Source organism: Oleidesulfovibrio alaskensis DSM 16109, assembly GCF_000482745.1.
GTDB lineage: Bacteria > Desulfobacterota > Desulfovibrionia > Desulfovibrionales > Desulfovibrionaceae > Oleidesulfovibrio > Oleidesulfovibrio alaskensis.
Genome location: NZ_KI519495.1, coordinates 184,888 through 210,074 on the forward strand (window position 1 = coordinate 184,888; position 25,187 = coordinate 210,074).

23 protein-coding genes and 1 tRNA gene are annotated in these 25,187 nt (G+C 58.4%); 15 read left to right on the top strand and 9 right to left on the bottom strand.

Annotated elements, in window-relative coordinates:
• Positions 1-688: 688 nt before the first annotated feature.
• The 3 genes from H586_RS0116205 (at position 689) to H586_RS0116215 (ending at position 2,983) form a co-directional block, all read left to right on the top strand.
• A complete protein-coding gene (locus H586_RS0116205; RefSeq protein ID WP_011366330.1) occupies positions 689-1,432 on the top strand; it encodes a glutamine ABC transporter substrate-binding protein in 744 nt (247 codons plus the stop codon).
• Between the two features lie 127 nt (positions 1,433-1,559).
• On the top strand, positions 1,560-2,231 hold the full coding sequence (locus H586_RS0116210) for an amino acid ABC transporter permease (protein ID WP_011366329.1): 672 nt from the start codon (positions 1,560-1,562) through the stop codon (positions 2,229-2,231).
• Positions 2,232-2,248: 17 nt separating this feature from the next.
• Complete coding sequence (locus H586_RS0116215) at positions 2,249-2,983, top strand: amino acid ABC transporter ATP-binding protein (RefSeq protein WP_011366328.1); 735 nt, start codon at positions 2,249-2,251, stop codon at positions 2,981-2,983.
• Between the two features lie 862 nt (positions 2,984-3,845).
• On the opposite strand, the gene H586_RS0116225 is transcribed toward H586_RS0116215, so the two are convergent.
• On the bottom strand, positions 3,846-4,658 hold the full coding sequence (locus H586_RS0116225) for a DsbA family protein (protein ID WP_011366327.1): 813 nt from the start codon (positions 4,656-4,658) through the stop codon (positions 3,846-3,848).
• A 121-nt stretch (positions 4,659-4,779) separates the two neighbouring features.
• Here H586_RS0116225 and H586_RS0116230 point away from each other — a divergent pair, with 121 nt between their 5' ends.
• Together H586_RS0116230 and H586_RS0116235 are read left to right on the top strand one after the other, a co-directional pair.
• Positions 4,780-5,592 carry a LytR/AlgR family response regulator transcription factor gene (locus H586_RS0116230; RefSeq protein ID WP_011366326.1) on the top strand — a complete coding sequence of 271 codons (813 nt, stop codon included), beginning with the start codon at positions 4,780-4,782 and terminating at the stop codon, positions 5,590-5,592.
• 40 nt (positions 5,593-5,632) lie between these two features.
• Positions 5,633-7,336, top strand: coding sequence for a LytS/YhcK type 5TM receptor domain-containing protein (locus tag H586_RS0116235; RefSeq protein WP_027182547.1), 1,704 nt, complete (start codon positions 5,633-5,635; stop codon positions 7,334-7,336).
• Positions 7,337-7,619: 283 nt separating this feature from the next.
• Here H586_RS0116235 and H586_RS0116245 read toward each other — a convergent pair whose 3' ends face one another.
• Positions 7,620-7,943 carry an AzlD domain-containing protein gene (locus H586_RS0116245; RefSeq protein ID WP_027182549.1) on the bottom strand — a complete coding sequence of 108 codons (324 nt, stop codon included), beginning with the start codon at positions 7,941-7,943 and terminating at the stop codon, positions 7,620-7,622.
• 2 nt (positions 7,944-7,945) lie between these two features.
• Positions 7,946-8,869: an AzlC family ABC transporter permease gene (locus tag H586_RS0116250; RefSeq protein ID WP_027182550.1), complete on the bottom strand. Its 924-nt coding sequence runs from the start codon at positions 8,867-8,869 to the stop codon at positions 7,946-7,948.
• Between the two features lie 150 nt (positions 8,870-9,019).
• Here H586_RS0116250 and H586_RS0116255 point away from each other — a divergent pair, with 150 nt between their 5' ends.
• The 4 genes from H586_RS0116255 to H586_RS0116270 all read left to right on the top strand — a co-directional run bounded on the left by H586_RS0116255 (position 9,020) and on the right by H586_RS0116270 (position 12,901).
• Positions 9,020-10,453 carry an aminotransferase-like domain-containing protein gene (locus tag H586_RS0116255; RefSeq protein WP_011366322.1) on the top strand — a complete coding sequence of 478 codons (1,434 nt, stop codon included), beginning with the start codon at positions 9,020-9,022 and terminating at the stop codon, positions 10,451-10,453.
• A 252-nt stretch (positions 10,454-10,705) separates the two neighbouring features.
• On the top strand, positions 10,706-11,485 hold the full coding sequence (gene modA / locus H586_RS0116260; RefSeq protein WP_034619573.1) for a molybdate ABC transporter substrate-binding protein: 780 nt from the start codon (positions 10,706-10,708) through the stop codon (positions 11,483-11,485).
• A gap of 3 nt (positions 11,486-11,488) precedes the next feature.
• Entirely contained in the window at positions 11,489-12,157 is a 669-nt protein-coding gene (locus H586_RS0116265) for a molybdate ABC transporter permease subunit (RefSeq protein WP_011366320.1), read from the top strand.
• A 9-nt stretch (positions 12,158-12,166) separates the two neighbouring features.
• A complete protein-coding gene (locus H586_RS0116270; RefSeq protein WP_027182552.1) occupies positions 12,167-12,901 on the top strand; it encodes a Rossmann-like domain-containing protein in 735 nt (244 codons plus the stop codon).
• Positions 12,902-13,030: 129 nt separating this feature from the next.
• Here the strand turns inward: H586_RS0116270 and H586_RS0116275 are convergent, their stop codons facing one another.
• The 4 genes from H586_RS0116275 to H586_RS0116290 are packed head-to-tail and all read right to left on the bottom strand — an operon-like array spanning position 13,031 to position 16,319.
• The gene (locus H586_RS0116275) at positions 13,031-14,617 is read right to left on the bottom strand and encodes a DEAD/DEAH box helicase (RefSeq protein WP_027182553.1); all 1,587 of its coding nucleotides are present in this window, start codon (positions 14,615-14,617) and stop codon (positions 13,031-13,033) included.
• 41 nt (positions 14,618-14,658) lie between these two features.
• A complete protein-coding gene (locus H586_RS0116280) occupies positions 14,659-14,937 on the bottom strand; it encodes a GIY-YIG nuclease family protein (protein WP_011366317.1) in 279 nt (92 codons plus the stop codon).
• A 60-nt stretch (positions 14,938-14,997) separates the two neighbouring features.
• Entirely contained in the window at positions 14,998-15,720 is a 723-nt protein-coding gene (locus H586_RS0116285) for a metal-dependent hydrolase (RefSeq protein WP_011366316.1), read from the bottom strand.
• A 29-nt stretch (positions 15,721-15,749) separates the two neighbouring features.
• A complete protein-coding gene (locus H586_RS0116290; protein WP_011366315.1) occupies positions 15,750-16,319 on the bottom strand; it encodes a UbiX family flavin prenyltransferase in 570 nt (189 codons plus the stop codon).
• 258 nt (positions 16,320-16,577) lie between these two features.
• Here H586_RS0116290 and H586_RS0116300 point away from each other — a divergent pair.
• Positions 16,578-16,654: transfer RNA gene (locus tag H586_RS0116300), tRNA-Arg, on the top strand.
• 471 nt (positions 16,655-17,125) lie between these two features.
• Here the strand turns inward: H586_RS0116300 and H586_RS0116305 are convergent.
• Together H586_RS0116305 and H586_RS0116315 are read right to left on the bottom strand one after the other, a co-directional pair.
• On the bottom strand, positions 17,126-18,046 hold the full coding sequence (locus tag H586_RS0116305; RefSeq protein WP_011366313.1) for an ABC transporter substrate-binding protein: 921 nt from the start codon (positions 18,044-18,046) through the stop codon (positions 17,126-17,128).
• 134 nt (positions 18,047-18,180) lie between these two features.
• On the bottom strand, positions 18,181-19,104 hold the full coding sequence (locus tag H586_RS0116315) for an ABC transporter substrate-binding protein (protein WP_027182555.1): 924 nt from the start codon (positions 19,102-19,104) through the stop codon (positions 18,181-18,183).
• Between the two features lie 579 nt (positions 19,105-19,683).
• Here H586_RS0116315 and H586_RS0116330 point away from each other — a divergent pair.
• From H586_RS0116330 to H586_RS0116350, 5 genes are all read left to right on the top strand, one after another.
• Entirely contained in the window at positions 19,684-20,778 is a 1,095-nt protein-coding gene (locus tag H586_RS0116330) for a BMP family ABC transporter substrate-binding protein (RefSeq protein ID WP_027182556.1), read from the top strand.
• Positions 20,779-20,919: 141 nt separating this feature from the next.
• Positions 20,920-21,567 carry a phosphoribosyltransferase family protein gene (locus H586_RS0116335; RefSeq protein WP_011366310.1) on the top strand — a complete coding sequence of 216 codons (648 nt, stop codon included), beginning with the start codon at positions 20,920-20,922 and terminating at the stop codon, positions 21,565-21,567.
• A 1-nt stretch (position 21,568) separates the two neighbouring features.
• On the top strand, positions 21,569-23,101 hold the full coding sequence (locus H586_RS19635; protein WP_034619576.1) for an ABC transporter ATP-binding protein: 1,533 nt from the start codon (positions 21,569-21,571) through the stop codon (positions 23,099-23,101).
• Positions 23,098-24,180, top strand: coding sequence for an ABC transporter permease (locus tag H586_RS0116345; protein ID WP_011366308.1), 1,083 nt, complete (start codon positions 23,098-23,100; stop codon positions 24,178-24,180). Before H586_RS19635 ends, H586_RS0116345 begins: the two co-directional genes overlap by 4 nt.
• 62 nt (positions 24,181-24,242) lie before the next feature.
• Complete coding sequence (locus H586_RS0116350) at positions 24,243-25,172, top strand: ABC transporter permease (protein WP_011366307.1); 930 nt, start codon at positions 24,243-24,245, stop codon at positions 25,170-25,172.
• Positions 25,173-25,187: the final 15 nt, after the last annotated feature.

Consider the following 25,187-nt stretch of genomic DNA (forward strand, 5'->3'; position numbering starts at 1 on the left):
CAGCCGACCTCGGCAGAAATCACACAACGGGGGATGCAAGGGGAATCATTCCCCTTGCCCGTCGGAGACACAAAAACCCCCGAGACAATGCAGCCTCCGGCGGGCAGCAGGGGCTATCCGTTTTTCCCGGCATACTGCATCTGCCGCAGGAGCAGTTCCGGCATCGCCTGATACCCGTAAAACGAACAGTGTCCGGTGTGAAATCGAGGGAAAATAAAACTCGTTGCGCTTGAAAAACAGCACGCTGCCGAACCTGTTTCAGCATCCAACCGGCACATTACGGACAATTACGGAATACCCGTTCTGAATAGCAGGCCATAAGTTTTCTGCTTCAGAAGCCGATTTCTGTTTTCTTTTCTGAAATTTTTGTTGTTTTTTATACATATGAAAACAAAATAAGGGCGTCCGAAAACGACCCTTTTTGACTACTTTTGCGGTCTGCTTTTCTGCACGTGATGATACTTCTGTCAGGCAAAAAACAGAGATACCGGCCGCAATCCGCTTGAAAAAAACATGAGCCAAAATGAACTCGGGAGCCACGAAATATTGATTTTCGGGGACTAAAAGGCTACGGTATCTCGATTTGGCTGAGCACAGCCTACTGTTTCCCGTCACTCGGCCGGTACCTGCACCGGACCGGCACATGTATACCCGGAATGCCGGGACTCACCCATCCAGGAGGTTCATCATGAAGCGCGTTATTCTGGCAGCTTTTGCTCTTGTTATGCTTCTTTCGGCCAACGCATGGGCGCAGAAGCTCGTTGTTGCGCACGACACCAATTTCAAACCTTTCGAGTTCAAAGACGAAACCGGAAACTACACCGGATTCGACATCGAACTGTGGAAGGCCATCGCCAGCGAAATCGGTGTGGAATACACCTTCCAGCCCAACGACTTCAACGGAATCATTCCCGGTCTGCAGAGTGCCACTTTTGATGCAGGCATCGCCGGCATCACCATCAAGCCCGAACGGCAGGAAGTAGTTGATTTTTCCGACCCGTACTACGATTCAGGTCTCGTTATTCTTGTCCGTGCCGACAATAACGACATCAAAGGCATCGAAGACCTGAAAGACAAAGTCATTTCCACCAAGCTGGCCACTTCCAGCGCAGACTTTGCCGCCGGTTTTGCTCCCAAAGACAATATCAAGCTGTACCCCAACAACGACGCCATGTTCCTTGAACTGCTTTCCGGCGGTGCCGATGCAGTTATTTTTGACATGCCCGTGGTCAAAGACTTTGCCCAGAAAGCAGGCAAAGGTCAGGTTAAAGTTGTGGGCCCCCTGTATCAGGGGCAGTCTTACGGCATTGCTTTCCCCAAGGGCAGCGACCTGAAGCCCAAAGTGGACGCTGCGCTTAAAAAGCTGCGTGAAAACGGCACGTACGAAAAACTGTACATCAAGTGGTTCGGCTACGCCCCTGCAAAAAAGTAGTCTTTACAGTTTGTAAATAATAACCGCCCGGACATGCATAGGGATGGCGCGCGCCATCCCTATGCCGTTTTTCATGCACCGCCATGCGGATGCGACACACTCACCCGGGCGCACAACAAGAGGTTTTATGGCTTTTCAATTCAAACCCGAAGTGATGCTGGATACCGCCCCCCTGCTGTGGGACGGCATTGAGCTCACCATCATCATCACGGTGCTTGGTCTTGTCTTCGGCTTTATTATCGGCACCCTGGTCGGCCTCGGACGTATATCCCGCAACCGTCTGTGCAACGCTGTAGCTGTTTCCTATGTCGAAGCCATCCGCGGCACACCGCTTATCGTACAGGTCATGTTTCTGTACTTCGGCCTGCCTCTGGTTCTCGGCATCCGCATTCCTCCCGTCACTGCCGGCGTTGTGGCCATAGCGGTAAACTCCGGTGCCTATATCGCAGAAATAGTGCGCGGTTCCATCCAGTCCATCAACACCGGACAAATGGAAGCAGGGCGCTCCATCGGGCTCACACATCTGCAGACCATGCTGTATATCATCTGGCCGCAGGCGTTCAAACGCATGATACCGCCGCTGGGCAACCAGTTCATCATCAGCCTGAAGGACACTTCGCTGCTGGTTGTCATCGGGGTGGGCGAGCTGACCCGTCAGGGACAGGAAATCATCGCTGTCAACTTCCGGGCGTTCGAGGTGTGGCTTACCGTTGCCATCATGTACCTGTGCATGACCCTGACTCTGTCGCAGGTGCTGCGCATGTACGAACGCAAACTCAATGCCCGCACCAGCCGCTGAGCCGAAAGGAGACACCCATGAAACCCATGATTGAAATAAAAGATCTGCACAAAAGCTACGGCAACGTGGAAGTGCTTAAAGGCATCGACCTGACCGTGCGGCAGGGCGAAGTCGTCGTCATCATCGGGCCTTCCGGTTCGGGAAAATCCACCGCCCTGCGCTGCATCAACCGGCTTGAGGAAATATCTTCAGGCTGTATCAAGGTGGACGGTTTTGACCTGTACGCCGAAGATACCGATATCAACTATGTGCGCACAGAAGCAGGCATGGTCTTTCAGCAATTCAATCTGTTTCCGCATCTCAGCGTGCTGCAGAACGTAACCATAGGTCCGGTGAAAGTACGCAAAATGCCCAGGCAGGAAGCCGAAATACTGGGCCAGAAACTACTGGAAAAAGTCGGACTGCCTGACAAGGCGCACGCGTACCCCGAACAGCTTTCGGGCGGACAAAAACAGCGCGTGGCCATTGCGCGTTCCCTTGCCATGCAGCCCAAAGTCATCCTGTTTGACGAACCTACGTCGGCGCTGGATCCTGAACTGGTGGGCGAAGTACTGGACGTCATGAAACGCCTTGCCGCGGAAGGAATGACCATGGTCGTGGTCACACACGAAATGGCCTTTGCCAAAGAAGTGGCAGACCGGGTCATCTTTATCGATCAGGGCCGCATTCAGGAAGAAAACATTCCTTCGGAATTCTTTGATAACCCCAGCAATCCGCGCCTGCGCGAATTTCTGGGTAAAGTGGCACATTAATCAGTTGCCGGTCCGTATTCTGCGGCCATTGCACGGGAATATCCCCGTCCGCTGCTACGGATAGTTCTTCCATCAAAAAGGGCGCATGTGCGCCCTTTTTCTGTTTGTGCAACAGCACCTGCCCGCCGGAGGCTGCTTATTCTTCAAGGACTTTTATGTCTCCGACGGGCAAGGGGAATGATTCCCCTTGCATCCCCCGTGGCGCGATTTCTGCCGCGGTCGGCTGACTGTCCGGGGCGTACGCTGAAGGCCGTTTGGCGGGGAAGCAGCACAACGCGCCGCAACCGAGACCGGGCCACGCCATGCGTGCGCACCGAGGGTGCAGGGCGATCATCTCACTGCCCGCCGGAGGCTGCTTTTGCTTCAAGGACTTTTATGTCTCCGACGGGCAAGGGGAATGATTCCCCTTGCATCCCCCGTGGCGCGATTTCTGCCGCGCTCGGCTGACTGTCCGGGGCGTACGCTGACGGCCGTTTGGCGGGGAAGCAGCACAACGCGCCGCAACCAAGACCGGGCCGCGCCATGCGTGCGCACCGAGGGTGCAGGGAGATCATCTCACTGCCCGCCGGAGGCTGCTTATGCTTCAAGGGCTTTTATGTCTCCGACGGGCAAGGGGAATGATTCCCCTTGCATCCCCCGTGGCGCGATTTCTGCCGCGCTCGGCTGACTGTCCGGGGCGTACGCTGAAGGCCGTTTGGCGGGGAAGCAGCACAACGCGCTGCAACCGAGACCGGGCCGCGCCCTGCGCGTGCACTGAGGGTGCAGGGAGATCATCTCACTGCCCGCCGGAGACATATTCAAAAAGGTTTCCGGTCATTTTTCACAGACAGGGGAGTCATTCCCGTTACGTCTACCGGCAGGCTCAGCGACCGGCGGCTTTTGCCCAGGCCATATCCACGGCATCCGCAAACTGTGGCAGAGGCAGCGAGCCACGCACGACGATGTCATTCACAAGAAATGTCGGGGTTCCTTCCAGCCCAAGGTTTTCGGCTTCCTGTCTGTCTTCGCGCAAAATTCGTGTTGCCGCGTCACTTTGCGCGTCACGCGCAAGCCGTGCGGCATCCAGTCCCAGTTCTGCGGCTTTGGCAGAAATAAAGGCACTGCCTTCCTTTATCACGCGGGCCCGCTCAACAAACATGGCGTCGTACAACGCCCATGCTTTTGCTTCGTCCTGCATGGCGGCAGCCACAAACATGCGTGAAGCTGTTTCGGCATTATCATGTGATTTTAAAGGATAATGCTTAAAAACCAACCGCACCTTGCCTTTGTAATGCTCCATAAGAGCGGCCACGGTGCCGGCAGCCTGAGCGCAGTAGGGACAGGTAAAATCCGAGTATGCCACAATGGTCACCGGAGCATCCTGCGGCCCGCGCACGGGACGCCCGTCCAGTTTTACCTGCTTGGGCTGTGTCATATCGGCCTGCCACTGGGCACGCATGGCTCTGTCTCTGGCAATTCTGTTACCGTCACGCACGATATCCAGCACCTGTTCCGGATTCTGCCGCAGCACATCCATAACCAGCCCGGGGTTATCGCGCAGAACCTCGCGCACCATGTCTTTCAGCCGGTCCTGTTCGGCTGCCGCCCGCGCCTGCGGTGCAGCAGACAAAACAACCACAGCGGCCATCAACATGGCACCTAAGAAGGCACCTTGATTTTTCAACAGTCGTTTCATGTAATCCTCCGATAAAGAGTACAACTCGGGTGTGTGTACACCGCGCCCACGCCGCGGGCAAGCGGCACACCGTTACCGGCCCCTATGGACAAGCTGCAGCACCGGCATTAGGGTCAGATGCATGACAATTCGCTGCATCGTTGTGGATGATGAACCGCCTGCACGGGATGAGATGGTCTATCTGCTTTCCCGCTTTGCAGATGTGCAGGTAGCCGGCACTGCGGATTCCGCGGAGCAGGCGCTTGCGCTTATTGCGCAGCAGAAGCCCGACCTTGTGTTTCTGGACATCCAGATGTACGGCCACAACGGTTTTTATGTTGTGGAGCAGTTGCTGGATTATCCCGAACCTCCGCTTGTTGTTTTTGCCACTGCGTACGACCAGTACGCCATCCGCGCTTTTGATGAAAATGCCGTGGACTACCTGCTTAAGCCCATAGAGGAAAAGCGGCTGGCCAAAAGCCTTGACCGTGTGCGCGAAGCTCTGGCTGCCCGCACGGAACAGGAGCAGGACAGCCGGACGCAGACCGCTCCGCCGCTGCATGACGACATCCGTCTTGGCAGACTGCTTGAACAGATGGGCAGGCGCACTGTGCTCACGCGGGTAGCAGTGGAACGCGGCGGGCGCATTGTGCTGCTGCAGCCTGATGAGGTTTTTTTCATTCAGGCTCAGGGCAAACGGATCTGGGCACACACAACCGAGGGTATGGCTCCGTGCCACGGCGTGACAAATCTGCAAAAGCTGGAAGAGAAACTCGCCGGGCATGATTTTTTCCGCGCCACCCGCGGAGAACTGATCAACATGCAGCATGTCCGCGAATTTTCGCCATGGATGCACGGCAAATACAACATTGTCATGAGCGACCCCGGCCAGACAGAAATCACCGTCAACCGCAGCAGGGTCAAAGATTTCAAGGAACGGCTGGGGCTGGTCTGATAGCGGTGACCGCCCCGTATTGCCGCAGCGGAGAAACAGCATGACAACGGGCATTCTGCTCATAACGCTTATCGAGCGTTTCGGCCTCATGGTTGCCGGAGCGTTTATGCTGCTGTCCATCAGTCCCGTGCAGAAACTGCGCCGCGACACCAATTCACCCCTGCAAAAAAGTTTCTGTATTCTTTTTTTCGGGTTATTCGGCATTCTGGGGACTTACAGCGGTAACGCCATCTTTGAGTCAGTGGCAAACCTGCGGGCCATGGCTGTCATAACGGCAGGATTGTTCGGCGGACCGGCCGTGGGACTGGGTGCCGGACTCATGGCGGGACTGCACCGCAACATCATCGACCCCGGCGGCTTCAGCGCGTTGCCGTGCGGTCTTGCCACCGTGCTCGAAGGGCTTTTTGCCGGGCTGGTGGCATGGCGGGTCAAGGAAAGCATGGACTGGCGGCTGGCTGCCATGCTGGGTCTGGTAGGCGAAACCGTTCACATGATTCTGGTGCTGGCTCTGTCGCGCCCGTTTCCGCAGGCGGTGGAACTGGTCAAAGTCATCGGCATGCCCATGATTGTGGTCAACTCGCTGGGCGCCGCACTGTTTGTACAAATCATCAATCTGGTATCCAAAGGGCGTGAACGCCGCGAATCAAGCCATGCGGAACAGATTCTTTCCATTGCCAACCAGACGGTGAGCCATCTGCGCAGCGGTCTTAACAGAGATACGGCTGCCGCCACGGCGCGCATAATCTACGACAACATCCCCCTGGCCGCTGTGAGCATTACAGACACGGAAACCGTGCTGGCACACATAGGAGCAGGCGACACACATCATCTGGTGGACAAACCCATCCAGACCGAAGCCACACGACGTGTACTGCATTCCGGTCAGCCGACATTTCTCAGCGGCAAACGGCAGATTGCCTGCGGACATCCGGGCTGTCCGCTCAACTCCGCCATTATCATCCCCCTGCGCAAAGGCGATACAGTCACCGGCACGCTCAAATTTTACGGCAGCCAGAGCGAGCCGCTGGACAGTATCCGCTTTGAAATCGCCAAAGGGCTGGGCGGACTGTTTTCCACCCAGCTGGAACTGGAAGACATTCATCTGAAAGCGCGCATGCTGGCCCATGCAGAAATCCGCAGACTGCAGGCGCAGATAAACCCGCACTTTCTTTTCAACTCGCTCAATACCATCGCTTCTTTCTGCCGGACAAACCCTGACAAAGCGCGCGAGCTGCTGCTTGACCTTTCAAGGTATATGCGTCGCAGCCTCGACAGCAGCAGGGGGTTTGTCCCCTTGTACGAAGAGCTTGAGCAGGTGGCCTCGTACCTTGCCATTGAACAGGCACGGTTCGGCGACAGGGTAAGAGTGGATGTGACCATAGAACCGGACTGCACCGACTGGCCTATCCCGCCGCTGATAATCCAGCCCATTGTGGAAAACGGTGTACGGCACGGCATTGCACGGCGTGAAGAAGGCGGCGTAATCACCCTGCAGGTGGGCAGAGACGGCGACGAACTGGCCGTACGCGTTGCCGACAACGGTGTGGGTATGGACGAACAGCAGGTACAAAGACTGCTTGCCCGCCATCAGACCGACTCCCATTCCTCCGGCATCGGCGTAACCAATTGCAGACAGCGGCTGGAGCAGATTTTCGGCCCCCGCTATACGCTGAACATCCACAGCCGCCCCGGAGAAGGCACCGAGGTGGCCTTCAGAGTCCCTAAAATACCGATGGTGCAATAACGCCTGGGCCGCAGGGCACACGCTGCGGCTGTGGCCGGTATGTGCCCCGGCTGCAGCCGGTATGCACCTTGAAACAAGAGACGGCCCTGCTGCCCGTCCACAAGCTTTTCCTGACAGGACATACCGGCCGGAACAATGCCGTACCGGAAGTTATCAACCGGCAAACACGGCTTGCGCAGGCTGTCCGGCCCGGTCATGCCCCGCAGCCGTCAGAGCGTCAGCTGGCCGGAGACGGGGCGTTGCGGAGCAACCCTGCAGGCCGGAAGCCTGAAACCGGACAAGTTCAGGCCAGCCCGAAATAGCGTGCGGCCGCCACGGTGGCCATGCCTGCGGCCACCGTGCCGAAAAAGCTGCGGGTCAGCATTGCCACGGCAAATGATGGCAGCGCCGCCCAGAAGTAAATGTTACCGGTAATGTCGAAATGCTCCTCGCGCAGAACCAGTGCCGGCATGAGCAGGGCGGAAAGTACCGCCGTAGGCACAAAGCTGAGCCAGCGGCCCACAACGGGCGGCAGACTGCGCGAAGAAAGCAGCCACACGGGAACAAGCCGCGGAATATACGTAACTGCGGCCATGCCCAGAATCAGCGCGAAAACATCAGCATTCATAGTTACTCCTCCGGTGCAGACATGTGTTCTGCGCAATCCCGGGCAGCCCCGCGGGTCTGCACTGCTGACGCCGTGCCGGCAGGTCCCGCCGCAGGCTCCGCTGATCTGCGTTGTGACACAACCGGCCCGCCGCCGCGCCCTGACAGCACCGTGCCCAGCGTGGCGGCAAACACCGTGGCCAGAATCACATTCCACTGACCTGCCCCCGCATACGCCAGCCCCACGGAAACAGCAGCCGAAGTCACCGCCACCACCACATGCAGCCTGCCGCGCACCTGCGCCACCAGCAGCGCCACAAACATGGCGGGCAGCGCATAATCAAGCCCCAGAGGCTTCACATCACCTATCAGCCCGCCGAACAGCGCTCCCAGAGCAGAACCCGCAACCCATCCCAGCTGCGCGGTCATGTTAAGCCCCAGTGTTTCCGCTTTGTCCGGCACATACTCGCTCTGCAAAGCTGCAACGCCGTTCCCGGCTTTACTGCTCTGAAAATGCACCGCGTGCATGGCAAAAGTTTCGTCAGTCAGCTGAAAAGCAAAAAGTGCCTGCATCGGCCGTGACCAGCGGCGCAGGTACGGAGCCAGCGATGCCGCCATAAGCAGATGCCGCAGGTTGACCACAAATGTGGTAAGCACCACCGAAAACATGGCTGCACCGGCTCCGGCCGCCGTGGCCAGCATACCTACGGCAATCAGCTGTGCGGAACCCGCAAAAACCGCGGTGGACATAAACACCGCCTCCAGCGGTGAAAGACCGGTTTTGTCCGCCAGCACACCGAAAGCAAACCCCACGGGCAGATATCCGAGCACAATGGGCACGGCACGGCGCATACCCCGTCCCGCGCGCACCGCGGCAGCGGCCCCCTGCGGACCGGCAGCAGCGCCCGTCTCTGCCCGCTGCCCTGCTGCACACTCATATTCACTCATTGCCAGTTCCTCTCTGATTACAACCTCTGCCGTCTGCCGCCCCGTTCAGGGCGCACCACACCGGCATTCTCAGCTTGACGGAGCAATTCAAACACAGATACAATTTTCAGAACAGATACAGTTTTTACAAAATTCGATAAGTACAGAATAATGGAAACACCCCGCCGCGAAGCCTTCCGATACCATGAAGTGGAGCAGCACGTCCTGCGTCTCATCGATTCCAAGCAATATCCGCCGGGTTCCCGCCTGCCCTCTCTGCGGGCTGTGGCGCGCACGCTGAGCGCCAGCCTGGCAACGGTGTGCCATGCCTACGAAGAGCTTGAGCGTCGCGGGGTTGTGGAATCGCGCCCGAGGTCGGGCTATTATGTGCGCACGCTGCCCAGCCCTCTGCCTGTGCCGCACAGCGCTCCGGCAGAAGAGGAAGAACCCCGCGAGGCAAACCGCAGCCGGCTTATTGCCACCGTGCTTGAAGCCGTGGGCAATCCGCAGATGGCTCCTTTCGGCGTGGTAAGCCCCGACCCTTCGCTGCTGCCCGGCAAAAAGCTGGGGCAGATACTGGCTGAACTGAGCCGGCGCAATGCGGAACAATGCGTAGCGTATGAAACCATTGCAGGCAATGCGGAATACCGCAGGCAGATCGCAAAGCGCGCCTGCGAAGACGGCATGCCCACACGCGCTTCCGAGGTGGTGGCCACCACAGGCGCCATGGAAGCATTGTACATCGCGCTGCGGGTACTCACCCGTCCCGGCGACAATGTACTTATCCAGTCGCCCACATACTACTGTTTCCTGCAGCTGCTCGAAACATTGGGCCTGCGTGCTGTGGAAATTCCTTCCGACCCCAAGCACGGCATAAACCCGGCAGACCTCACCAAGGCGCTTTCCACGTTTGAGGTGGCCGCCTGCATTCTTTCAGGCAACTTCAACAACCCCGACGGAGCGCTGACGCCCGACGCAGCCAAACGCGAGATTGTCGACATACTGGCCGCACGCGGTATCCCGCTGGTTGACGACGATGTGTCCGCTGATCTGCACTTCGATGCGCAGCGCCCTGCGTCATTCAAACAGTATGACAAAAAAGGGCTTGTTGTGTTCTGTTCTTCGTTTTCAAAAACCATTGCACCGGGATACCGCGCCGGATGGATGCTGCCCGGCCGCTTTATGGAAAAAGCTCTGGAGGTGAAGGCAACCACCAATGTGTGCTGCGCCACCCCCACGCAGGCAGCCGTCGGCGAATTCATGCGGCTGGGGCTGTACGACAGACAGCTGAAAAAACTGCGCTCCGCCTTTCAGACACAGATATGCGCCATGCATGAATGCATCGGTTCCGCCTTTCCCGACGGAACGCGTGTAACCAGCCCCCGCGGCGGCGGTGTACTGTGGGTGGAACTGCCTGCCGCCGTCAACGGCGTTGAGCTGTTTTTTAAAGCCCGGGCCCGCCGTGTGGGCATTGCCCCCGGCTCAATATTTTCCACCCGTGACCGCTTTTCAAACTATATCAGGCTGTCATGCTGCGGTATCTGGAACCCCAGAATGGAAGAAGCACTGCGCGATCTGGGGCGGCTGGCACGCGAGCTGACCTGAACCGCAACCGCACGGCACCGGCCGCTGTTGCACATAGCCTGACCGCATTGCGGTTTTCTTATCCACAGCTGCCGCACACGCTCAGTCTGCGGCAACCTGCCATCTGTTTTCTCATATTCTGTCACGCATTTTATTTTTTTCGTGACCGCATTGTCACCCCGCCCCGTGCTGTCTACAGACGTTTATAACCGCATCAGCCCATGCGCTGTTTGCGTTGTTTTTTTCCGTCCTGCAGCATGACCGGAGGTGTGTATGCCTGTTCGCCGATGTTCCGTTTTTCACTCACTGCCGGCGGCATGGATGCTCTGTCTGTGTCTGATCGTTTCCGCCATGCCGTCCGGTGCCGCCGCATCCGGCCAGCCGGAAAAAACAGACGGCATAGTACTGGCATCGGGTGCAGGATACAAAAAAATGGTCAATGCACTGGCAGAGATATTCACCCTGCAGACCGGCATCAAGGTTGATCTGGTGTACGGCAACATGGCCCGCGTAACCGCACTGGCCCGTCAGAGCGGGCAGGTGGATGTGGTGCTGGGCGACAGCACCTACCTGCACGGGGCGGAACTGGATTTTACCCGCCGGCACACACTCGGTCACGGAAGACTGGTGCTGGCTGCCGCTCCGGGCAAAACGGCAGACTCCGCCGCGGTGCTGGACAACCCCGGAGCAACCCGCATCGCCCTGCCGGACTCGGCCAAAGCCATTTACGGTATTGCTGCACGCGAGTTTCTGCTTTCCACGGGCAGGTTGCCCGACATCGCTCCCAGACTGATAGAGGTGGCCACAGTTCCGCAGGTTTTTTCATACCTTGCGGCAGGAGAAGTGGATTACGGGTTCATGAACCTGACTCACGCACTGAATGTGGCGGACAAGCTTGGCGGGTATGTGGTGCTGGATGAAACTGCACATACGCCTGTGCTTATCATGGCCGGAGTACTGCGCGCAGCACCCTCGGCGGAACAGGCCGCCGCATTCATGGGCTTTCTGGAATCACCGCAGGCCCGTGCCGTCATCACCGCCAACGGACTGTAGCTCATGCCTCTGGCAGAGATTCTGATGCAACCGCAAACCGCGGGACCGGTACTGCTGACCGCAAAAACGCTTGCGGTTTCCGGTCTGCTGCATCTTGTCTGCGGTGTTCTGCTGGCCTGCTATCTTTCCGGACCTCCGGGGCTGCTGCGCGGCACGGTTGACTTTTTCACCACGCTGCCGCTCGTCTTTCCTCCCATTGCCACAGGCTTTGTACTGCTTTTACTGCTCGGCAGAAACGGCATGGTGGGCAGCATGCTGCCGGTAGATATTATTTTCAGCTTTTACGGTGTGGTACTGGCCGCATTCATTGCCGGTCTGCCGTTGATGGTCAAGCCGGTGGAGGCTGCGCTGCGCGGCGATGTGCGGCGTCTGGCCGAAATAGCGCGCGTGCTCGGCAAAAACGAATGGCAGGTGTTCTGGCTTGTCCTGCTGCCCAATGTGCGCCGCAGCGTGCTTTCCGGCTGGTTTCTTGCGCTGGGGCGTTCGCTGGGCGAGGTGGGCATCACCCTGATGCTGGGCGGCAATATTGTGGGCAAAACCAACACGCTGTCTCTGGAAATATATAATGCCGTGTTCAGCGGCGAATTCGAGCGGGCCATGGTGCTGTCGGCCATCATCGGTTTTTTCTCGCTCGCCATCTTTTTCATGCTCAGACGGCTTTCGGCAGTATAGGAGGACTCTATGCCCAGCATTCTTGAATCATTACGCAATCAGGTTGTTCCCGCGTGGCACAAGCAAGGTCTTATGGACGATCCGGTAAGCGTGACCGCAGGTCCGCTCAGCGTAGAGCAGGCCATCGGCAATCCCGGCCGCAGCGACTTTCCCATCCAGAAAGGCAAGGAAAAACTCATGGAAGCCTGCTTCCGCCATGCGCGCGGACAGGCATTCACAGACAGCTACGGTACGTTCAGCGGCACACTGGCACAGGTGGCCGCGCTGCCGCTGGACGGCAACTTCCAGCGGGCGGTATTCGTCTCTGTGCTCAATGCCGTATTGCGCTGGCAGCAGTGTGTCACAAACACCGTGCACTGCAAGGACTGCGGCCCCAAGGATTGTGCACGGGATCTTCCGGCCCATATCATACGCCGTTACGGCAGGTGCCGTGTGACGCTGGCCGGCATGCAGCCCGCCATGATTGAAAGTCTGGCCGGAGTGCTGCCCCTGCGTGTTGTGGATCTTGATCCGGACAACATCGGGCAGGAACGCAGAGGCATCGGCATAGAAGGTGCCGATACGGCACAGGACGCACTGGCATGGGCCGACCTGCTGCTGGTTACCGGCACCACACTGGCCAACAACAGCATAGGGGACTTTCTGCAGCACACTCCGCAAAAACCTGTTCTGTTTTACGGCACCACCATTGCCGGCGCCGCGCAGCTGATGGGGTGGCAACGCTACTGCCCCCGCAGCAGCTGAACCGGTTTTCACCGTTGTCCGCTGAGCACGTCGGCATTCCGTCGTGCCGGAACATCGGCCCCGCCCGCAAAAAAACCCGCTCCGGAAAGTCCGGAGCGGGCGGTATACTCAGCACTGATGCGGCGGTGCTCAGCGGCGGCTGGCAGGTTCCACGGCAAGCTTGTTGCCGCGTATCTGGTTGCCGTTCATCACTGCAAGCACTTCTGCGGCAAACTCGTTGGGCACTTCCACAAACGTGAACCGGTCATAGATATCTATGGAGCCGATCATCCGTCCGGGCAGGCCGGTTTCTCCGGCAATGGCCCCCACAAAGTCACGTGCCGTCACGCGGGCTTTGCGGCCCACGTTAAAGAACAGGCGTACCATGCCCGGCTGGGCACCGGTATCACCGAACTTCTGCTCTTCGGTCACGGCATCGCCTGCGTTACGGTGCATCATCATGCGCAGCAGGGCGGCGGCAGCTTCCACAGAGGTGAACTCTTCGCCGATAATGCCTTCCACCAGTTCTATGTAGCGCTCCAGACCGCCGGTGCGTATCTGGTTGGTCACTTCATTGAGCATCTGGGTGGATTTGGCATTTTCCACTTCGGAAAGCGAGGGTACCTGACGCTGTGCTATCTGCGCCTTGGTAAAGCGCTTGATGTCGCGCAGCTTGTAGAATTCGCGGCCGGACACAAAGGTGAATGCACGGCCCGCACGGCCCGCACGGCCCGTACGGCCGATACGGTGCACATAGCTTTCCACATCGTTGGGTATGTCGTAGTTGACCACGGCTTCCACGTTTTCCACATCAATACCGCGGGCAGCCACGTCGGTGGCCACCAGAATATCAATGTTTCCTTTGCGGAAGCGGTTCATCACCCTGTCGCGCTGGGCCTGATTCAGGTTGCCGTGCAGTCCGTCGGCATCATATCCGCGGGCCTGCAGATTGGTTGCCAGTTCGTCCACGCCCACCTTGGTGGAGCAGAACACGATGGTCAGCTTGGGATTATACACGTCCAGCACACGGCACAGACTTTCCAGCTTCTGGAAAGGACGCACCTCGAAGTATATCTGCTCGATGCTGGGCACGGTAAGCAGCTTCTGGGTGACTTTCAGGAACTCCGGTTCCTTGAGGTAGCGCTGCGCCATATCCAGAATGGCGCGGGGCATGGTGGCGGAAAAGAACACGGTCTGTACTTCCTGCTCCATCTTGCCCAGAATGAATTCAATGTCATCGCGGAAGCCCATATCGAGCATTTCGTCCGCCTCGTCCAGCACAACCATTTTCACGGTATTGATGTCCATGGTTCCTCTGTCGAGGTGGTCCATCACGCGGCCCGGCGTACCCACGATAACCTGCGCACCACGGCGCAGAGCGCGGACCTGCCGTTCGATGGGCTGTCCGCCGTATACGGGAACAACACTGATGCCCCGCTTGTGGCGGGCCAGTGTAGTCACTTCTTCGGCCACCTGAATGGCCAGTTCACGCGTAGGACACAGCACCACGGCCTGCGTGGCTTTATCACGGGGGTCAATGCGCTCGAGAATGGGAATGCCGAACGCAGCAGTCTTGCCCGTGCCTGTCTGGGCCTGTCCGACCACATCCTTACCCGCCAGTATGTGCGGGATGGACATCGTCTGGATGGGAGACGCCTCCTCAAAGCCCATGTCCTGTATCGCGCGCAGCACTTCCTTAGAAAGGGGAAGATCTGCGAAAAGAAGTTTTTCAACCATTATCTTGTATGTTTCCTTGCCATGCGTCTTTCGGCATCGCGTTATGACAACGCTGCGGCAGAGCCGGATGTTTCTGCCATTGCAAGCAGAAACGCCCTTTTTTTGCCGGAGGGCTGCCTCTTTACTTTCCATTCCACCCGTTGCGCTGTGCTCCGGTCAGGAAACGAGGCGCTGACAAGCAGTGAAACAGGACGCCGCGAACGCGTGTATTTTGCGCCGCAGCCCCGATTGTGCTCGTCAAGGCGTCGATCCATGTCCGTGGTAACGCCGCAGTACTGCGTACCGTCGGCACAGGCCAGCAGGTAGACTACCCAATCCATCTTATTACCGCCGATGTGTTTCTCTGGCGCACGATGCCAGACGCACGCATGAGAACCCTGCTAGTCGCAGGCACAGCCTTCTGACGCGGTTTCCAGCGTCAGGGTTTCTCCGGGCTTCATGTCGAAGAGGCGGCAGTCCGGAGCAAAATTCATCAGTTGTTCTTTAAAACGCGCCGTATTGCCCTCCAGCACGGGGAACGTGCCCCAGTGCATGGGCACCACCGAACGCGCACGCAGCAGACGGCACGCCAGCGCGGCCTGCTTGGCATCCATGGTGAACACCCCGCCGATGGGCAGCAGCGCCACATCAATGGAATACAGACGCCCCCACAGTTCCATACCGGCAAAAATACCCGTGTCACCGGCGTGGTAAATGGTAAAGCCGTCGGGCAGCGTAAGGATATACCCCGCAGGCGCGCCGGATTCCGAAGAATGATACGCCTGCGTCATGGTCACGGCCACACCGTTGTGCAGCACTGTGCCGCCGATGTTGAACCCGATGCCGTTAAGCACCTGCTGCTGCGGCACACCCGCAGCGGCCAGCTTTTCAGCCGTACCCACTATGGCACCCATCATGGCGCCCGTTTCACGGCATATCTCCACGGTCTGGCCCACATGGTCGCCGTGGTCGTGGGTGACCAGCACAAGGTCGGGTTTTGCTATGCCCTGCCACGCCGCGGCAGCGGAAGGATTACCCTCGAAAAAAGGGTCTATCAGAATGTTGGCGCCCTCTGTGGCAATCTGAAAATTGGCGTGGCCATGCCACGTAAGCAGATGCTGCATGAAAACGTCTCCTTCCCGTTGTCTGGTTGTCAGGCCGGCAAACCGCCCCAGCGGCGGCACAGGTCGTGCTCGATGCCCAGATGATCAAGCATCCTGCCCACAAGATGATTCAGTATGTCCTGTATGCTTTCGGGCCGGCTGTAAAACCCCGGACACGGCGGCATGATAACCGCCCCGGCTTCCTGCGCGGCCAGCATGTTGCGCAGATGCACTCTGCCAAGCGGCGTCTCGCGCGGCACCAGAATCAGCGGCCTGTTTTCCTTCAGCGTCACATCCGCCGCACGGTGAATAAGGTTGGACCCTATGCCGTTGGCTACCGCGGCAAGCGTGGTCATGCTGCACGGACAGATAACCATGCCGGAATGCCGCCATGAACCGCTGGCGGGGGCGGCGCCCACATCTTCGGGGTCGTGCCGCACATCGGCAAGAGCATACAACTGGTCAACGGAAATTCCCGATTCCAGCGTGAGCACCTTTTCCGCCGCACGCGACACCACAAGATGCGTTTCCACATCCGCGGCCCATGTGAGGGCATTTAGCAACGTCACGGCAAGCGGCATGCCGCTTGCGCCGGAAACGCCTACAATAAATCGTTTCATGGCTGTTCCTGTCCGGTTTATCCTGCAGCCGGATATCTCCGCGCAACCGGCCGCGGTTCCAGAAGAGCGTTTTTAGCAAAATTGTGCAGCACACGCCAGAGATTCATGGACACATCGGCCGGAATTATGCAACATTGTAGAAAATCAATATGTTCCGGCACGCTGGCCCCTGCATTCTTTTCTGCGTGCCATCCGGGAGCTTTCATGTCAGTTATTTCTTGACAGAAAGCAAGTGTAAGTTTAGGAGATGTGGTTCTCGGGCAATTAGCTCAGTTGGATAGAGCGTCAGCCTCCGGAGCTGAAGGCCACAAGTTCGAATCTTGTATTGCCCACCATAAGAAAAATTAAGGACTTAGCATTGAATAGTGCCAAGTCCTTTTTTCGTTGAAAAACTGTTTTCCAGCCCTATGGTAATCCCCCCGAAAAAGAATGGCCCTGACTTTCCGTGAATCGAGATTTCTGCATTGCCGTCCCCTTGAGGGCAGTTTGCCAGAAATCTCTACCATGCGCGGTCCTATTTTAGGGGAAGGGTACAATAGTTCTTGGGAACCAATTTCTCTATCGAGATAAATTCCATTTTGATTTGCTGATGTTGGGGTGCTTTCAACATGGCAACATTATAAGAACCCCCCCGCCGTTTGGCGAGGGCTTGCCAGCAGTCTGAAGCCCGGCAGCATGCTGCCGGGCTTCATCGTTTTCATAGTGCACAGACCATCGGGTGCAGGAAACAGAGCACATTCAGCCCCTGCCGGGGCCGCCAAAGACAGCAGAACCTGTCCCGCGGCCGCCTGCACTGCTGTGCAGCATCAGGAAAAGGCGGCACGCACCGCGTCAATGCCCGGGGTGCCGTCAGCTGCATTTACGCCCTTCAACCATGTTTCCACGGTATCCAGATTGGCACCTATCCAGTCGCGGGCCACATCGGCGGGCTTGCGCTTTTTAAACCCGTATTCATTGATCCACTCGCTCTGCGTGGCTCCCTTGATATACAGGTTGGCAAGGAATTTGTGCACCTGAGGAAAGCGATCTCTGAAGTCGAGGCTTGCCAGCGTGTACACAGTGCTTTTATTCACCAGACCTTCCGTACCGGGCACGCCTTCAAGGAATTTCATATCCATCTGATATATCATCCAGTGAGGCTGCCAGCCGTGGAACACCACCCATTCGCCGGCACGCACCTTGTCCTGCACGGCGCGGATCATGGCCGGTACGGGACTGCACAGCATTTTCCAGTCGCCCAGTCCTGCCACGTCATTTTTGACTATCTGCTCGGTGGAAACCTGCATGCCGCTGCCGACTTCAATGCTGTAAATGGTATGATCGAATTTATCGGCATACTTATCAAGATCGGCTATGGAGCGCACTCCGGCTTCCCACACATATGTGGGCACGGCCAGACTCACCCCTGCTTCGTCAAGGTTCACTCCGACGATGTCAACGGCGTTTTTTTCCTTCAGCGGTCTGAACATCTCATTCTGCAGAGGAATCCAGCTCGCCACATACACGTCCACATCGCCGGTGGTCAGACCATTGTACACAATGGCAGGACCCACCTCCAACTGCTCGGTATCGTACCCCATGGCTTCGATAATCTGGGCGAGGACTTCTGTCTTCACCGTCACGCCGGGCCACGGCGGCACGCCGAAACGCACGGTATCAGCCTGTGCCTGCAACGGCAGAACAACACAACATGCCAGCAATACAATGTACAATAACGATTTTCTCAAACCGACCTCCCTGTCAGGGTCCGGCCGGCGGCTTGGCAATGAAGCCGCCCGGCACAAAAAACACACGGGCCTGCGGCCTTTCTGCGTGTGTGCACCCGCCGCCGCGACCCCATGCCGCGGCGGCGGAAAAAATATCAGCGCTTAAAAGCGGCACGCACGGCATCAATTCCGGCACTGCCGTCAGCGGCGGTCACCCCGTCAAGCCATGTTGCCACCGTGTCAATATTCGCGCGAATCCAGTCTGAAGCCACTTTTTCAGGAGCCGTCTTTCTGAACCCGAAATCATTTATCCACTGGCTTTGCGTGGCTCCCCGCACATAAAACTTTTTAAGAAAGGCATGCACCTGCGGATGACGCGTGGCAAACTGCCTGCTGGCAATGGTGTACACCACGCTTTCGCTGACCAGCTTTTCAGTACCGGGGACACCTTCAAGATACTTCATATCAATCTGAAAGTTCATCCAGTGGGGCTGCCAGCCGTGAAAAACCACCCATTTGCCTGCCCGTATGCGTTCCTGCACCGCCCGCAGCATGACCGGTGTGGTACTGCTCACCTGTGTCCAGTCGCCCAGCCCCGCCACATCGTCATGTATCATTTCCTCTGTACTGGTCTGCATGCCGCTGCCGACCTCGATGCCGTAGATGGTGCGGTCGAACATCTCGCCGCGGGCATCAAGGTCCGCAATGGAACGCACACCGGCTTCCCATACATAGGAGGGAACACACAGGCTGGTACCGGCTTCATCGATATTCACCGCCACAACATCAATGGCCTTTTTGTCTCTGAGCGGCAGAAACATTTCGTTCTGCTGAGGAATCCACGCAGCCACACACACGTCCACGTCGTCAGTTGTCAGCCCTTTGTAGATAATGGGGGGACCTATTTCGAGCTGCACGGTGTCGTACCCCATGGCTTCCAGTATCTGGCACACCACTTCCGACTTGACGGTCACACCGGGCCATGGCGGCACGCCGAATCTGATGGCGTCGGCCTGAGCTGCAACCGGCAGGCACAAAAAGGAAACAAGCAGCAACGTCACCCCGAATAAACGCTTCACGTCAACCTCCTGAAATCAGCTGGCCGAAACACAGACAGACCACAACAGCCGTGTCTGCTTTCAGCACATTACGATACGGGCAGTATACGTGGTAGTAAATTTTTGTTTGAGTGTCAAATATCATAATACATCGCAGCAACACCTACCAAGCAATACCCGAATACGTCATCTTGATAATGCCGTAATCATCGCTCTTATCACCGGCCATCATCCTTTCATACAGCCAGATGCAAATCATTCTATGCGCATGCTGATCACATGCAATATTGCGTGTGCAATATGCATATTTTCACTATTGCATCGTACAATGTGCATAATGCAGTTATATTCCGTATCGAAGCACGCCTGCGCCATGCACACCATACACGAGGCGGCCCGACCGCCCCCGGCCCGGCCTCTGCTGACCGGGCATGCCGTACATGTTGCATATGCTACATTTATCCCTGCATTGCGGTCTCTCCTTCCGGTTTCATGCCCGCGCAGATTGACAACGGTCAGTTACGGTGCTTTCATATTTTGTTGCGCCCGCTTTCGGGCGATTCCATTTTCTACAGTACGGTCCCGTGAGGAGAAACACAGATGACCAAACGTATTTGCTCTTTTCTGGCAGCCGTGACGCTGCTGTTGTGTGCCGCCATGCCCGCCATGGCCGAAGGTAAACTACGGGTAGCCTTCGCTCTTTTGGGCACCATTGACGACCGCGGCTGGAACACCGCCCATTACAAAGGCATTCAGCAGCTCAAGGAAGCTCTGGGCGACAAGATTGAAATCGCCTACACCGAAAACGTGGGCCCCCAGAATGCCGAACGCGTGCTGCGCAATTATGCACAGCAGGGCTACGACCTCATCTTCGGCACCAGCTTTCCGCACATGGATGCCATCGAGCGTGTTGCAAAAGACTTCCCTGACATCAAGTTCGAACACTGCTCCGGCTACAAGATGGGCCCGAACCTGAGCAACTATTTCGCACGCATGTATCAGGCCGAATATCTGGCCGGATACACCGCAGGGCTCATGGGGTTCACCCGTGTGGGCACCGTGGGCACGCACCCCATCCCCGAACCCATCCGCGGTATCAACTCCTTTACGCTGGGCCTCATCCGCGGGCTTGAAGAAGCCGGCATCGCCTATGACAAATCCACCCTGAACACCGTGGTCTGGATGAAATCATGGGCCGATCCCATCAAGGAAACCACGCTGGCCGAAACACTGGCCGACCGTGACCACGACCTTATCCGCCAGATGGCCGACACCCCCGAAAGCTCGCTGGCCGCATGCGCCCGCGACCTGCCCGCGGTGGGCTACGGCAGCCCCGCAGAAGAATACGGCGCGGACTGTGTTCTTACCTCCACCGTATTCAACTGGGGCAACTACTACGTGCAGACCGTGCAGTCGGCTCTCGACGGCACATGGCAGGCCCGCTCCTACTGGCGCGGCTTTGACGACGATGCCATCCGCCTGACGGCATTCGGCAGCCATGTTCCCGCCGACGTGCGGGCCAAAGTGGAAGCGCTGCGCGATGAGCTTGCCAAAGGCAACGACCGCATATTCGCAGGCCCTGTCAAAGACCAGTCCGGCAAGGTCATCATTGCCGAAGGACAGCAGGCTTCGGACGCCGACCTGCTGGGCATGATGGTTTTCGTTGACGGAGTAAGCGGCAATCTGCCGCAGTAACTCCGCGTCGAAACAGCCATAACGGTTTTCCGGCTCCGGGTCGCATTGCGGCCCGGAGTCTCCTGTTTCCGTACCTTTCACAGCGTGCCAGACGGGGATGGCATAGGGCTGCCCTGCTGTCGTGCGCAACAAGGAGACTCCATGGACGTTCTGCAAGGTCTTGATTCCGGTGAAAAATACCGCTGGGAGGTCAAAGGTCTGCCCTACGCCGTCGAACTGCCGCTGGTGCGGCTGCCTGCCGACGGCAGAACGCTGAAGATAGCATCGCTCAATCTGGTGGGGCAGATACGCCTGAACCGCGACTTAGGGCGCCTGCTGGCTGCAAAAGTGCGTGAAGTGGTGGGCACCATGGACGACGTGGTTATGCTGACAGTGGTGGAAAAAGGCCTGCAGCTGGCACAGGTGGTGGCCGAAGAACTGGGGCTGGAAGCCGTGGCGGTGGCATACAACCGCATCAAGCCGCATATGGAGGCGCAGCGACGGCCGGTGATACAGATAGGCGCATCATCCATCACCAGCGGCGGCAAATTTCTGGCCCTGTACGAACGCGACATGAACCTGCTGGCCCGCGGCAGACGTTTCATTCTCATGGACGATGTGGTCTCGTCCGGCGGCACCATATTCAGTCTGGCAGACATACTGGAAGAAGTGGCCAGACAGAAAGATATGCCGGCGCCGGTCATTGCCGGGGTTTTCTGTGCCGCCACCGAGGGCGAACAATCGCCCCTGCTGCCCGCACCCGTATACGGGCTGGGCAAGCTGCCCGAACCCGTGGTGGAGCCGGAATAGCATGAATGCTCCGCTTCTTGCCTGCGAAGGAATCAGCAAACGGTTCGGTCCTGTCTGTGCCAACACAGGCATCGACCTTGCCGTGCACGCCGGTCAGGTAGTGGCCCTGCTGGGAGAAAACGGCGCAGGCAAATCCACGCTCATGTCCATCATTGCAGGCCGCTACCGGCCTGATGAAGGCACTATCCGCATTGACGGCCAGCCGGTGCAGTTTTCTTCTCCGGCGCAGGCCATGCAGCGCGGCATAGGCATGGTCTACCAGCGGTTCATGCTGGTAGACACGCTGACAGCCGCAGAAAACGTGCTGCTGGCAGCCGATGCCTGCGGCCGGCGCCTGTCCATGAAGCAGGTGGTGGCGCACATGCGCACACTGGCAGAACGCTACGGGCTGCACGTCGATCCGGCAGCCCGCATCCGCGACCTTTCCATGGGCGGCAGGCAGCGGGTCGAAATACTCAAGCTGCTGGTGCAGAATGCGCGGGTACTGATCTTCGACGAGCCCACGGCCGTTCTGGCAAAGCCTGAGGTGGCGGGGCTGTTTGATGTTTTCCGCAAGCTCAAGGCGGACGGCCGCGGCATTCTGTTCATCACACACAAACTGGATGAAGTGATGGAAGCCGCCGACCGCATCGCCATCCTGCGGCGCGGACGCATCGTGGCCGGCAGCGAGCCCGGACGCATCAACAACAAGCTGGAACTGGCCCGCCTGATGGTGGGACGTGAAGTGGTGCTGCGCGTGGACAAGCCCGAAATGCCCGCCGGTGAAGTGGTCTTCGAGGTGCACAGGTTGTCCGCGGCATCACCGCTGGGGGGCTTTTCAGACATCAGCTTCAGTGTGCGCAAAGGTGAAGTGTTCGCCATTGTGGGGGTAGCGGGCAACGGACAGGAGGCTCTTGCGGCAGCCGTGGCGGGACGTACTCCGGCGTCGGGCGGCACCATCCGGTACCGCGGCACCGCATACAGCACGGCGGCATGGGCCCGCCACCGGCCGCGCTCACTTTCCTATGTTCCCGAAGACAGACACCATACCGGCAGTATCGGCAGCATGACACTGGCCGACAACTTTTTTCTTACCCGTCTGGACAAGGCGGGCAACGGGCCGTGGCTGGACCGCAGCCATATGCACGAAGAAACGGAACAGGCCGTACGCCGGTTTGAAATTGTGGCACACAGCACGCGGACACCGGCCGGAACCCTTTCCGGCGGCAATCTGCAAAAACTGCTGCTGGCGCGGGAAATGGCCGATGACCCTGCACTGTTCATTGCCGAACAGCCCACACAGGGACTGGACATCAAAGCCACGGAAGACGTGTGGTCGGCCATGCTGGCCCAGCGCCGCCACTCTGCCGTGCTGCTGGTGACCGGCGACCTGAGAGAAGCCCTGTCGCTGGCAGACAGAGTGGCCGTCATGTTCCGCGGCCGGTTCATGGACATCATCGATACACAGGACGCCGATTCCGTGGAGCGCATAGGTCTGCTCATGGCCGGCTCCACTGCCGCAGCGCCCGCCGCACCGTCCGGAGAAACAGCATGATCCGTCTGGAAAAACGTCATACCCCGCTGCGCCACCCCAATCTGCTCACCCTGCTGCTGGCGCTGGCCACAGCCTTCATCACCGGAGCGCTGGTAATCAGCGCGTACGGCGCCAATCCGCTTACCGCGTATAGCCTTATGCTGCGCGGTGCGCTGGGGTCGGGCTACGGGCTGGCAGAAGTGGCCGTCAAAGCCATTCCTCTTACCTTAACCGGCCTTGCCGTGGCGCTGGCAGCCACCATGCAGCTGTGGAACATCGGCTGCGAAGGTCAGTTTGTCATGGGCGGCATCGGCGCCACCTGGGCGGCGCTCTACCTTGCGCCTTTTCTGCCGCCGTGGGCTGTACTGCCGGCTGTCATTCTGTGCGGCGCGGCCGCCGGCTGCCTGTGGGCTCTTATCCCCGCAGCGCTCAAAGTCTGGACCGATGTCAGTGAAATTCTTTCCACTCTGCTGCTGAACTATGTGGCCATAATCATAGTGGAACACCTGTACTTCGGCCCTTGGCGCGACCCCGGCGGGTTTGGTTTTCCGGGCACCATGACATTTCCGCAGCAAGCCATGCTCCCCCGTCTTTTCGGCATGCGCATCCATGCCGGTATCTTGCTGGCGCTGGCAGCCACGGCAGCACTGGCCGTCATGCTGGGGCGCAGCAAATGGGGCTACGCCACCCGCGTCATGGGCGCAGGGCCGCGGGCGGCACGTTATGCAGGCATGAACGTGGGCCGCAACATACTGCTGGTCATGGGCATCAGCGGAGCTCTGGCCGGTCTGGCCGGCATGGGCGAAGTTTCCGCCATCCACTACCGCCTGCAGGAAGGCTTCGCCTCCGGTTACGGCTTTGACGGCATCATCGTGGCCTGCCTGGCATCCATGCAGCCGTTGCGGGTACCTGCCTGCGCTGCCCTGCTGGGAGTCTTTCTGGTTGGAGGCGAACAGCTTTCCTCGTTCATGCAGCTGCCCGCATCCATCAGCCGCATACTTGAAGGGGCGCTGCTGTTCGGCTTTCTGCTGGGCGAAACCGTGCAACGCTACCACATACGTTTTACACCCGCAGCTGCCGCCGGAAATACCGATGCATGACGGCATGCTGTTTCCGGATACGGCAAAAGAGGCAGGCACGACTGTCCTGTGCAGGAACAACCATGATTGAAGATATTGTATTCATTTCAAAAATAGCCATGAAGTCTTCGGTGGCGGTGCTGTTTGCCGCGCTGGGAGAAATTTATGCCGAGCGTTCCGGAGTGCTCAATCTGGGCGTTGAAGGCATGATGCTGGTGGGCGCACTATGCGGCGTGGCCGCCGGACTGGCCACGGGAAACGTATGGCTGGGCGTGGCCGGCGGCATGCTGGCTGCCGGACTTTTTTCGCTGATACACGCTTTTTTTTCCATCACGCTGCGCGTCAACCAGACGCTTTCCGGTCTGGCGCTCACCATTCTGGGAGCCGGTCTGGCCAGCTTTCTGGGACGGGCATACATAGGCAAGGCCGCCCTGCGCATGAAGGTGTGGAACGTTCCCTATCTGCACGACATCCCCGTCGTCGGAAAAATATTTTTCACGCACACGCCGCTGGTGTATGTAGCCTATGTGCTGCTGCCGCTGGCAGCGTGGGTGCTGCTGCGCACCCGCACCGGCCTTAAAATACGCGCCGCGGGCGAAGATGCAGGCTCCGCAGATGCCATGGGTGTCAACGTGGTGCTGCTGCGCTATCTCTGCACATTTTTCGGCGGCTGCATGGCCGGGCTGGGGGGCGCGTATCTTTCCATCGCCTACACCCCCGGCTGGAAGGAAAACATGACCATGGGACAGGGCTGGGTAGCCATCGCCATGGTCATCTTTGCCACGTGGTACCCGTTCCGCGCGTTTCTGGGCGCGCTGCTGTTCGGCGGACTCACGGCTCTGCAATTTTATTTTCAGGCGACGGGCATAGAAGTCATTCCCGTCAATCTGCTGCGCATGTTCCCGTACCTGATAACCATACTGGTGCTTATCGTGGTCATGCGGCTGGACAAAACCAGAGGCAGAGGCGGCGCACCGGCTTCGCTGGGCGTACCCTTCAGCCGGGAAGGCTAGCGGCCCCGCGCCGCG